The organism is Psychrobacter sp. 4Bb (genome assembly GCF_002836735.1).
In the GTDB taxonomy this organism is placed as follows: domain Bacteria; phylum Pseudomonadota; class Gammaproteobacteria; order Pseudomonadales; family Moraxellaceae; genus Psychrobacter.
Map to the genome: position 1 here is coordinate 61,869 of NZ_PJAS01000054.1, position 11,256 is coordinate 73,124.

The window sequence follows — 11,256 nt, forward strand, 5'->3', positions numbered from 1 at the left end:
TAAATCAAATGATTGGGCAAATCGTCATTTTAATAAAAGTTCATTGTAATATAAATCGAGACTATTTTTTGGTATTGTCTCGATATTTTTTATTATTACTTCTTACTGCTCTATTAAAACCTGACATTGCCTATCTTTACATAAATAAAGATAGACAGTAAAGGAAGGTAGCAGATTAACCTGCTAATAGTTCGTCAAGTTTGCCTTGCTGGTTCATTTGGTTAAGCTCATCAAAACCACCGACAAAGGTTTCACCAACGAAGATTTGCGGCACAGTGCGGTAATTATTGGTTTTTTTCATCAACGCTTGGCGCTCTTCGCTGCTCATATCGTGCATGCCGATCTCTTCATAATCAACGCCTTTGGTTTTTAGTAGTTGTTTGGCGTTTGAGCAGTATGGGCAGATAGGGGTAGTGTAAACTTTCACAGATACAGTCATGGTAAATCCTTATTTATAAATTTATGGGATAACAAACGTATTATAAAGAGCATGATAAATTATCATAGTCTAAGCGTTGGTATAGTCTGTTATCAACGAGTAAAGTACAAATGCATTCGGTGATGCTCATTACTAAAGTGGGGATGAGCATGACAAATTCAAGCCGTTTTGGCGCAAAACGTATTTTAGTGCTATAAAACATGATAAATAGAACATAAAAAATAAACCACAAAAAAAGACACCCAATAAAAAGGTGTCTTTTTGATAGCATTGGTAGCACTGATAACGTTAGTCAGGTCACACAAACATCAGCTAAGCGATGTGTATAAACGCTTCACTTAAGTGCCTATACAGGTCTATTACTTGCTTAGACTTGGTTTTGTTTTACCTTTAGCCTTTGCTTTGGCGTCTTTTACACCAACCAATGGCATGCCAGCGCCTTGCCAACCGCCAATACCGCCCTCTAAGCGATAGACACTATCTTTACCAATCATTTGAATCGCAGCGCCTGCTTGGACGCCCATGTCGCAGATGATAATCACTGGCTGCTCAATCGCGCGAATCTCTTCTAAGCGGTCTTTGAGGTCAGTGAACGGTATGTTACGGCTGCCTTGAATATAGCCTGATTCAAACTTTTTCTTAGCGCGAATATCAATAAGTTGCGCGTTTTGAGAATTGACCATCATGCCAAGCGTGTTAGGCGATATTTTTCTACCGCTACGTTTGTTTTCAATCGTAAAAAACAGTATAGCAAGTACGGCTAATATACCAAATAAAAACGGGTGGTTGCCCACAAATTCCAGCGCACGATCCAAACCATACCTCCAAAAAAATAAGTGTTCTATTAAGCTGAGAAGACAGCCCAATGATAGTGAACAAGGCGCTATTATACCGATAAGGTCATCTATAGTAAACGGGCGATGACATGGGCAATAATTGGGCGGTTATTGTACTTATCTATGGAGCTTCTCAGCCTAATAAAAATATCTACTCACAAGACCGTGTTTAATTAAGACGGACACTAACAAGCCAAATATTAATAAGGCTTAGTATCTGCCTCTTCTCGTAGCGTGACGAGGTTTTCAACACGGCGCTGCAATACTTCACCATCAGCTACTGCTTGCCATAGTGCGCAGCCTTTGCTGTTGTGAGTATGGCGACAGTCACGGAATTGGCAACCGCCGGCCAATGGTGCTAGCTCAACGAAGCCTGAAATAATATCGTCAGGAGTAAGATGCCAAATACCATATTCACGAATCCCTGGTGTATCAACGATACCGCCTTGGGTAAGGTCTTCTGGGTTAAATGGCAGCAGTCGACTGGTCGTCGTGGTGTGCTGACCGAGCTTAGAGTTTTGTGAGATAATATTGACGCTCTGTCCAGAGTCAGGCAGAAGGGCATTGATTAAACTGCTTTTTCCGACGCCAGATTGACCCGCGAAGATGACCAGCTTTTTATCTATATAGCGTTTTAGTTCATCAAGACCTTCTTGCTCATCGCTCTCAGCGATATTTTCAGGGCAGTCGACCGAAGTTAGAACACTTTCATAGCCAAGCGCGGCATACTGCGCCAATAGCTCATTGGTATCCACACCGTTTTCTTCTGCCAACAGATCGGCTTTATTAAGTACCAACAGTGGTTTGACACCTGCATGATGGCATACCACAAGATAGCGATCGATCAGCGTTGGCGCGGCGGCAGGCAGTGGCGCAAAAACAATTGCCAAAATATCGACATTGGCGGCAACAGGTTTGAGCTTATGATAGCGGTCAGGACGAGAAACCAGCGATGTACGCGGTTTGACCGCTTCGATACGACCAAAACCAGTATTAGAGTCAGCATTCCAGCGTACTTGATCGCCAGCAGCTAGCATCGGTAGATTGGTACGCACATGACAGCGCCAAATATCATTCAATTCAAGCGTTTGCCAAAACGGCTCAGGATCATCAGGGGCAATCTCTGGCTGCTCAGGTATGACAGCTGGCAGGCTAGTGACTTGTACTTCTAGTTGCTTACCGTAATGCGCCATGACCACGCCATCCATCAAACTGTCATCAATACTATCTTGATTAGACAGTTGCTGCTTGTCGATGCGACGAATCTGTTGTTTAGTCAGTTTGCGTTGCCGGATTAATGCCATGGGTTTTTGACCTATTATAAAAATATTGCTAAGTGTAGCGTGAAAATTTGCTAACATACAGCCTAAAGCGTCTGCGGCAGACAGTGGTTTTGTAATATTTTGGCTGATTGCTAGATTTTTTGAATCAATCAGTGCATGACAAACCTGCCTGAATATGAGTATTCAACCGCAATACGTTTTTTAAATTATGTTTAAAACTGTCCCAAAATTTAATGACCATAGGATATTGTATGACTACCGGTGACCATCCCAACAAGATTAAAATCAAAAATCAAGGCAAAAAAGGGCTGGTGTGGATTGATTTAGAAATGACCGGACTTGATACCTTAAACGATGAGATTATCGAGATTGCTACTGTCGTTACTGACGAAGATTTGAATGTACTTGCTGAAGGGCCTGTGTTTGCTATCAAGGTATCAGATCAAGTCTTAAATAAAATGGATGACTGGAATACCAAGCAGCATGGTCAATCAGGATTAGTCGATCGTGTACGTCGTAGTACGGTGACATTGGCAGAAGCCGAAGCGGAGACCATCAAGTTCCTAAACAAATGGGTTGATAGTGGTAAGTCGCCAATGTGTGGTAACTCTATTTGCCAAGATCGTCGCTTTATGGCGCGCCAAATGCCAGAGCTTGAGCGGTTTTTCCATTATCGCAATCTTGATGTGTCGTCAATTAAAGAGCTTTGTTTCCGCTGGCGGCCTGATATCTTAAAGAATTTCGAAAAAGGTGGCAGTCACTTAGCCCTAGACGATATTCGTGATTCTATCCGTGAGTTAAAACACTACCGTCAGCATTTCTTTAAGTTAATACCTTAAAAAGCAAGCAAAAGATAAGCTACTTAAAAGTGTAGGCAAAGAATTGTAGTAAACATAAAAAGGGTCTGTTGATATTTCAACAGACCCCTTTTTGTTTTTAAGCTAGGTTCAACGATAAAATCAAACAAGCATTGTAAACTCAAACAATCCAAACTCTGCATCATTACTACTAAAGCTGTCATTTGAATGCTCGTTATCTGTTACTGCGCCAATCACAGCACTGACTTTTGGTTGACGGGTGTCTTTATCTAACAATCGCCAGTCGCCAAGCACGTAGCGCTTTTTATCAGCCGTCGCCTGATGAATGTCTGGACGATGAGTATGTCCGTGTAATAATGCATCGCTAGTAGTAATGGCTTGACGTACAGCTTTATCATTCACATCCATGATATGAGCAGCTTTATGAGCATTATTCTGTTGGCTTTTTCTGCGCATGTTGTCTGCGATGGCTAAGCGTTTTTCTAATGACTTATTAAGCAAATACCACTGAGTTAAACGGTTGCGCATAATTTTGCGAAAGAACTGATATTTCTTATCATCAGTACAGAGTGCGTCACCGTGCTCTAAGCGGTAATTCTGCTGACCAATAGGCAAAGTATACGGCTCGTTGATAAGCTCACCGCCGAACAGATTACAAAACGGCTGACCCAATAAAAAATCACGATTACCGTGCATGACCAATATCTTACAGCCATTGATACGTAGCTGCTTGAGTTTGGTGATAAGGGGAGTCAACCAGTGCGCTATCTGCTCGTCTTCTGACAACGATAAATACGTATCATCACCTAGCCACACCTCAAACCAATCACCCAATATAAAAAGGTGTTTGAGCGCTGGTAGCGCTAGACAGTCATCTAATAGCGCCAAAAAAGCCTGCACTAAGGCAGGCTCCTGAGGCGATAAATGCAAATCGCTAATCAATACTTGCCGCACTTGATGAGGGCGGGTCGTGATTAAGTGATTAAAACTTTGCATTTATCTTGGTCCTCGTGACTTGTCGTATAGCGAGCATGATTTAATAAATTATACTAAAAAATGCTCGCTCATTCACAGCTATCGCTAAGTAACTATTACTGAGTAGCTGCTATGGAATGACTATTACTGAGTAATGATAGTTGCTGAGTTGATAACAACTGGCTCTTTTGGCACATCAGCATGCATGCCGAAACGACCAGTTGGTACGCTGCGCATTTTTTCGATAACGTCCATACCGCTTGTTACTTTACCAAATACGGTGTAACCCCAACCTTGCATGTTTTTGCCAGAGTGGTTTAGGAAGTCGTTGTCTTTTACGTTGATGAAGAACTGGCTAGTCGCTGAATGCGGATCTTGGGTACGCGCCATTGCGATAGTACCTTTGTCATTTTTCAGGCCGTTGTCCGCTTCGTTTTCGATAGGCGCATTGGTTGGTTTTTCATTCATCTCAGCGTCCATTCCGCCGCCTTGAATCATAAAACCATCAATGATGCGATGGAAAATTGTACCGTCATACTGACCAGATTTTACGTAGTTTAAAAAGTTTTCTACGGTTTTCGGTGCTTTTTCTTCGTTGAGTTCGATAACGATCGCACCCATATTGGTTTCAAGTTCTACTACTGGTGGCATGTCTACCATGAGATATTCCTTTTTGATTGCAGCGCCTTAAATAGCACTATTGTGAGTGGTGGTTAAAAAGTTACGGGTAGTCTAACGGCTTTTTTATCCCGTGTCATGTATCAGGCTGTTAATGCGTTTGCGAAACCTGATAGAATAACGCAACTTTACCTATTTTTGATAAATTTTGATAATGCGGTCGCACTATCTAAGTTTTAATATTCTCGCTTTATTTTAACACCTTAGTTTAAACGTTTCGTGATGCGTGATGGCACGCACCATGAACTGACAATTTGCGTTAGGAGCAATGCCCGATGAGTGATCACTCAAGCAACAATGCACAAAAAGACGAAGCAAAAAACGATTTTATTCGTAATATCATTCGTGACGATGTCAATGCGCAAAAATACCAGCAAATTGTAACGCGCTTTCCGCCTGAGCCAAATGGCTACCTGCATTTAGGCCACGTAAAATCTATCTGCTTAAACTTTGGTGTGGCCAAAGAGTTTGGCGGTGTGTGCAACCTACGTTTTGATGACACCAACCCAACCGCTGAAAAGCAAGATTACATCGACAATATTAAAAAAGATGTGCAGTGGTTAGGTTTTGAGTGGGCAGGCGAGGCGCATCATGCCTCAGGTTATTTCGATCAGTTGCATGCATGGGCAATCCAGTTGATTGAGCAAGGCGACGCTTATGTTGATTTGCAAACCCCTGAACAAATCAAAGAAAACCGTGGTTCATTCAATGAAGCGGGAACGCCTTCACCATATCGTGATGCCAGTGTTGAAGAAAACCTAGCGCTTTTCAACGATATGAAAGACGGTAAATACGCTGAAGGAAAGGCTATTTTGCGTGCCAAGATTGATATGGCCAGCCCAAATATGAACCTGCGTGATCCTGTTATCTATCGCGTGATGCATCAAGCGCATCATCAGACTGGTGATAAATGGTGCATTTATCCAATGTATGACTTTGCTCATCCACTCTCGGATGCGTTAGAAGGAATTACCCATTCATTATGTACGCTTGAGTTTGAAGATCATCGTCCATTCTATGATTGGGTCATCGAAAAAATCGGCTTTGACGTACCGCCGCATCAGTACGAGTTTAGCCGCTTAAACGTTGACCATACATTGACCAGTAAGCGTAAGCTAAAGCAACTGGTAGATGAAGGTATCGTCAGTGGTTGGGACGATCCCCGTATGCCGACCGTCGCTGGCATGCGCCGCCGTGGTTATACGCCAGAGGGCTTGCGCGATTTTTGTGAGCGTGTGGGTGTGACCAAAGCGGATAGCGTGGTTGATTTCCGTTTACTAGAGTTTAGTGTTCGTCAATCGTTAGAGACAACTACTGGTCGCGGTATGGCAGTCCTAAAGCCATTGAAAGTGACGATCACTAACTTTAGCGAGGCGGTCAGCAGCTGGGAGTCGCAAAAAGCCGATAGCGTTAATGCGCGTTTTGACGATGCGACTCAGACACTTTGGTTGACTCAGCCGAACCATCCTAACGTCGATATGGGTGAGCGTGAGATTCCATTTACCGAGACGCTATACATCGACCAAGGTGATTACGAGATTGAACCGCCAGCAGGCTACAAGCGTCTGTCTCCAGAAAAGCCAGAGATTCGTCTGCGTAATACTTACGTGTTAGCCGTCACTGAGCATATCACTGATGAGAGTGGCAATGTTGTTGAGCTAAAAGCGACGATTGATCCCGCAACGCTAGGTAACAATCCTGAAGGCCGTAAGGTCAAAGGCGTGATTCATTGGGTATCAGCCAGTCAAGGTGTACCAGCGACCGTGCGCATGTATGAGCAGCTATTCAGTGCTGAGGACCCAAGTGGCGTCGCTGATGTCCATCAAGCGCTAAACCCTGACTCGCTCACTGAGCTGGATGCTGTCGTTGAGCCATCTTTAGCCCATGCTGATGCTGGCACGCGTTTCCAGTTTGAGCGTGAAGGGTACTTTATCACCGATAGCGAAGATCACAGCACTGATAATCCAGTCTTTAACCAAATCGTTAGCTTGCGCGATAGCTATAAGCCAGCTTAATAGATGTTTTGAAATAATACTGAACAATAGTAGTTTGCAAGTTAGCCTATTTCTAGTAAGCTAGGGATGGGCTTTTTTGTGTGTAGATATAAAGTTAAGTATGATTATAGTGCGAGTTTTGCTTATGGGATGCAGGTATGGTGGTTTAATTATTTATCAAAGCTACTTGTCCATAAAATTCATTAAAAAATTTGTCCATCAGCTTAGAGGTAAATGGAATAGCCGCATTACAATCCGTCACAAGACATTCATAACCAGTTTGTTAAGATAAAGTCAGTTTTTACGGATGTGCTTTATGTTATATTTGATAGCTGAGCACGTCGATGACAATAATAGAACGCGAGGCCGACGTGTCGATATAAGCGTTCATTCACATAGCTAAGGAATCAAGCATGGCACATTTACGTTTAGGCGATACCGCACCAAACTTTGACGCTGCGACCACAGAAGGCGATATTAATTTCCACGAGTGGGCAGGCGATCATTGGGTGGTTTTTTTCTCACATCCTTCAGATTATACGCCAGTATGTACCACTGAGCTTGGTCGTACCGCAGCACTAGGCGGTGAGTTCCAGAAGCGCAATGTTAAACCAATTGCGCTATCGGTTGATGGTTTAGAAGATCATAAAGGTTGGGTAAGTGACATTGAAGAAACCCAAGGTACTGCTGTCAATTTCCCTATCATTGCAGACCCTGAGCGCAAGGTTGCAGATCTTTATGACATGATTCATCCAAATGCTGACAATACAGCGACGGTCAGAAGTGTGTTTATTATTGATCCTAAGAAAAAAGTACGCTTAACACTGACTTATCCAGCCAGCTGTGGCCGTAACTTTGATGAGATTATTCGTGTGATTGATGCGATGCAATTGTCTGATGAATATAACGTAGCAACGCCTGTTGATTGGAAAGATGGCGACGACGTTATCATTCCTCCAAGCGTGAAAAACGAAGATATCGCTGCTAATTATCCTAAAGGTCATACCGAAATTAAGCCTTATTTACGTACCACACCTGCGCCTAACAAATAAGTTAAATGCATGTGGTATTGATAAGTGATTAAGAATTGCTCAAAAATTAAAAGCCCTATAACGGAATGTTATGGGGCTTTTTGTTATTCAAACTCTCATCAGAACAGCGAGCTCAATAAGGTTTTGCTATGATGAGCAGAGTAGGCTATAACTGTTATATAGCGTGTTGATATTCTGAGCCATACGCTATATGCAATAACCATAATAAAGCCTATCAGCGCTAAGTCGCTTTGAGTCCAACTTACAAGGAGTTTGCCATGAAAAAACTATACGTCACTCGTACTGCCCCCAATCCACGTAAAGCACTTATTCTATTAGCATCGAAAGGTATCGATGTCGATGATATAGATGATATCGACTTAGTAGACATTGACTTTGCGGCTGATGAGCAGATGTCAGATGAATTTACTAAAATGAATCCAATGCAGACAGTGCCGGTACTAACGCTAGATGATGGTACGGTGCTCAATGACTCACAAGCGGTATGTGAGTATCTTGACCGCGTGTATGGCGAGCGCTCGGTGATGGGCAATGATGTGGTGCAGCGTGCGCAAGTGTGCTCTATGCGCCGTATTGCTGAATTTGAAGTGCTGTATAACTTTATGCTGGCGTTTCAACACAGCCATCCATCTAAAGCTCAACGTGTTGAGCAAGTGCCAGAGTTCGTCGCACCATCAATTGCTCGTGCGGTCAAAGCCATGGCATATTTTGAGACGATATTAGAAGGTCGTGAATACCTAGTAGGTGAGCAATTAAGTTTTGCGGATATCGTCCTATATCTAAGTTTGGATTTTGGTAAAGTATTAAAAATTAATCCTAATGAACAAGGCGAAAACCTGGCTCGTTTTTATCAAAAGATGAATGAACGCTTCAGTATTAAAAATATGGCTAAAGCCAAACCTGCCAGTGTGAATGACTAAAAGGTTCTAGGGCGTGTCCTCAATTCAATCGATAGTTATCTAAATGGGTTAAAAATGGCTAAATCTTGCCAAATGGCGTCAAATAGCTGACTAATATCTCGATATTATCTGCGCTATTTTCCTTGTTTGACTGCCATTTATCTCATTTTTATCACCATTTTTAAAATGAGGACACGCCCTAGAAAAATAGTTTAAATCATAAAACTTATCTATTAACCTATTTGGTAAATTGATCGCTATAAAGCAAAACAGCTAACCTCAATCGTTAGCTGTTTTTTTATGAAATATAATAAAAATCAACATTTCGTTACATAGGTTAATAGTGCCAAGGTTATAGTGGTTAGTCTAGCTTAGTTATATCAATTATGTTTCTAAATTATTTATTAAAGAGGACTGTTTTTAAATTATGACTTCTTTTGAATAGGTTTTTTAAAATATAGATGGTACGCGAGATAAGTTGTACAAGCTTACTAAGAGGTATGTAATATGGTAGGTAGCCGAAATAAGCCAACGTTAAAATTACTGCTATTACCCAGTATGATGGCAGTTAGCCTGATGCTAAGTGCGTGTCAAAAAGAAGCGGCGTCTAGCGAGAATGATACATCGCAGGGTGCTGAAGCTGGCGAGATGACAGACTCAGCCGTAAGTGAAGGTCTGGTATCTAGTATGAGCCATACATCAGACGAATCTGAACCTGTTGAATTAACCACTCAAGACAAGCTGACGACCACCTTATCTCATCATCGCTGGACGTTAGTAAACGCAGTCGACGCCAATGAACAGCCTGTGGCTGAATTTGCGAAAATAAATAGCCAGGTAACGCTTGCATTCAACCAATATCAGGGGCAAGACACGCTAAGCTATAGTGTAGGCTGTAATACGATTAGTGCTGGCTATCAATTAAAAGCGCATACCTTAACTACTGAAGAGGGTATGAGTACGAAGATGTCTTGTGGCGAGCTAGATGTGGCTGAAAACACCTTGAATACGTTGATGCAGGGCAGTAGTGAGTTCAAAATTGATCAAGGCGATAACCCAGTATTGACCCAGTTTACTGACGATGATGTGACTCTGGTTTGGAATGGTAGGCTTACTGCACAAGCGAAATATAACAGTAAGGGTGAAACAGTATTTTGGGCAGTAAACTCCGAAACATTACCTTGCGAAGCAGGTAACTCTGAGCAGTGTCTACAAGTTAAGCCTATTACTTATAATGATCAGGGCATTAAAACTCACGAAGGACAGTGGCGAGTATTCGTTGGTGAGATTGATGGCTATCAGCATGACAGCAAACACGAAGAAGTATTACGCTTACAACGCTACCCGCTAAACATTGATGAATTATCAGAGACCAGTGAGCCAACTAAAGATGATACTGCTGATGAAAAGTATGCTTATATATTAGATGCTGTGATTGAAAGTGCCGTTGTAGAGTAGTTTACTGTAGTTTGAGCATTTGAAATGCTCATAGTTATAAAAAACACGCGTCTAGTAGCGCGTGTTTTTTATGGGGTGTCTAATTTGCTGTTTATCTATTTTGACGATTGTTTGCTCTAACACCTAGCTATTTTAACGCTGATCTTTAACGTAAGTTACCCAAATCTTCTTCAGTCAAGCGCCAACGGCCTTTTTTCTTGGAAGCACCGCGACCACGCATAGCGCTATTCAATATCAGTTTGTTCATTGAATGGCTTGAGTGAGCATGACAGATGGCGCAGGCAAGACCATCGGCAGCATCTTGTTGCGGTACGACTTCTAACGCTAATATCCGGCACACCATCTCTTGTACTTGTTCTTTGGCCGCCGCTCCATAACCACAGACGGCTTGTTTGATTTGTCGAGCCGTATATTCTGACACTTCTAAATCTAAAGCCACCATCGCGGCAATCGCTGCACCTCGTGCTTGCCCAAGCTTAAGTGCAGAGTCAGGGTTTTCTGCCATAAATACTTGCTCAATCGCTGTATAGATAGGCTCGTCTGCGTATTTTAAATGATGCTGTGTGATACGGGTTAGTCCATTAAAGATACGCTTGAGGCGTTCAGGCATCTCTTTGGTATCTGTACGAATCGTCCCTGCATCGATATAGGTCAGCTTGTCACCTGTCTGCTGTACTATCCCATAACCAGTCATGCGTGACCCTGGGTCAATGCCTATAATAATTGCCATAATATTCCGTCTTGCTTACCTGTCATTTTATATTCAGTCCTATAGAAATCGGATATGGAGTCAGACTCGCTTAGCCTACTGCTAGTAGCACTGA

At 42.4% G+C, this 11,256-nt stretch carries 11 protein-coding genes; 5 read left to right on the forward strand and 6 right to left on the reverse strand.

From position 1 onward, the window contains the following. Positions 1 to 175: 175 nt before the first annotated feature. The 3 genes from grxC to rsgA form a co-directional block, all read right to left on the reverse strand. On the reverse strand, positions 176 to 439 hold the full coding sequence (gene grxC / locus CXF60_RS04795) for a glutaredoxin 3 (protein ID WP_021813631.1): 264 nt from the start codon (positions 437 to 439) through the stop codon (positions 176 to 178). A gap of 359 nt (positions 440 to 798) precedes the next feature. Continuing rightward, the gene (locus CXF60_RS04800) at positions 799 to 1,254 is read right to left on the reverse strand and encodes a rhodanese-like domain-containing protein (protein WP_057760987.1); all 456 of its coding nucleotides are present in this window, start codon (positions 1,252 to 1,254) and stop codon (positions 799 to 801) included. Between the two features lie 221 nt (positions 1,255 to 1,475). Then, a complete protein-coding gene (gene rsgA, locus CXF60_RS04805; protein WP_057760985.1) occupies positions 1,476 to 2,579 on the reverse strand; it encodes a ribosome small subunit-dependent GTPase A in 1,104 nt (367 codons plus the stop codon). 230 nt (positions 2,580 to 2,809) lie between these two features. Between rsgA and orn the strand changes: the two genes are divergently transcribed. Further along, positions 2,810 to 3,397 (forward strand): oligoribonuclease, encoded by a 588-nt coding sequence (gene orn, locus CXF60_RS04810; protein ID WP_057760984.1) that lies wholly within the window; start codon positions 2,810 to 2,812, stop codon positions 3,395 to 3,397. Between the two features lie 120 nt (positions 3,398 to 3,517). On the opposite strand, the gene CXF60_RS04815 is transcribed toward orn, so the two are convergent. After that, positions 3,518 to 4,372, reverse strand: coding sequence for a UDP-2,3-diacylglucosamine diphosphatase (locus tag CXF60_RS04815; RefSeq protein ID WP_102091010.1), 855 nt, complete (start codon positions 4,370 to 4,372; stop codon positions 3,518 to 3,520). Between the two features lie 123 nt (positions 4,373 to 4,495). Next, positions 4,496 to 5,011 (reverse strand): peptidylprolyl isomerase, encoded by a 516-nt coding sequence (locus tag CXF60_RS04820; RefSeq protein ID WP_057760980.1) that lies wholly within the window; start codon positions 5,009 to 5,011, stop codon positions 4,496 to 4,498. Positions 5,012 to 5,304: 293 nt separating this feature from the next. Here CXF60_RS04820 and CXF60_RS04825 point away from each other — a divergent pair, with 293 nt between their 5' ends. From CXF60_RS04825 to CXF60_RS04840, 4 genes are all read left to right on the forward strand, one after another. After that, positions 5,305 to 7,044 carry a glutamine--tRNA ligase/YqeY domain fusion protein gene (locus CXF60_RS04825; protein ID WP_102091011.1) on the forward strand — a complete coding sequence of 580 codons (1,740 nt, stop codon included), beginning with the start codon at positions 5,305 to 5,307 and terminating at the stop codon, positions 7,042 to 7,044. A gap of 392 nt (positions 7,045 to 7,436) precedes the next feature. Continuing rightward, positions 7,437 to 8,075 carry a peroxiredoxin gene (locus CXF60_RS04830; protein WP_075107566.1) on the forward strand — a complete coding sequence of 213 codons (639 nt, stop codon included), beginning with the start codon at positions 7,437 to 7,439 and terminating at the stop codon, positions 8,073 to 8,075. A gap of 257 nt (positions 8,076 to 8,332) precedes the next feature. Beyond that, a complete protein-coding gene (locus CXF60_RS04835; RefSeq protein ID WP_102091012.1) occupies positions 8,333 to 8,995 on the forward strand; it encodes a glutathione S-transferase family protein in 663 nt (220 codons plus the stop codon). A gap of 486 nt (positions 8,996 to 9,481) precedes the next feature. After that, positions 9,482 to 10,432, forward strand: a complete 951-nt coding sequence (locus CXF60_RS04840; protein WP_102091013.1) for an META domain-containing protein — start codon at positions 9,482 to 9,484, stop codon at positions 10,430 to 10,432. Positions 10,433 to 10,577: 145 nt separating this feature from the next. Here the strand turns inward: CXF60_RS04840 and ruvC are convergent, their stop codons facing one another. Then, the gene (gene ruvC / locus CXF60_RS04845; RefSeq protein WP_057760973.1) at positions 10,578 to 11,162 is read right to left on the reverse strand and encodes a crossover junction endodeoxyribonuclease RuvC; all 585 of its coding nucleotides are present in this window, start codon (positions 11,160 to 11,162) and stop codon (positions 10,578 to 10,580) included. Between the last annotated feature and the right edge of the window lie 94 nt (positions 11,163 to 11,256).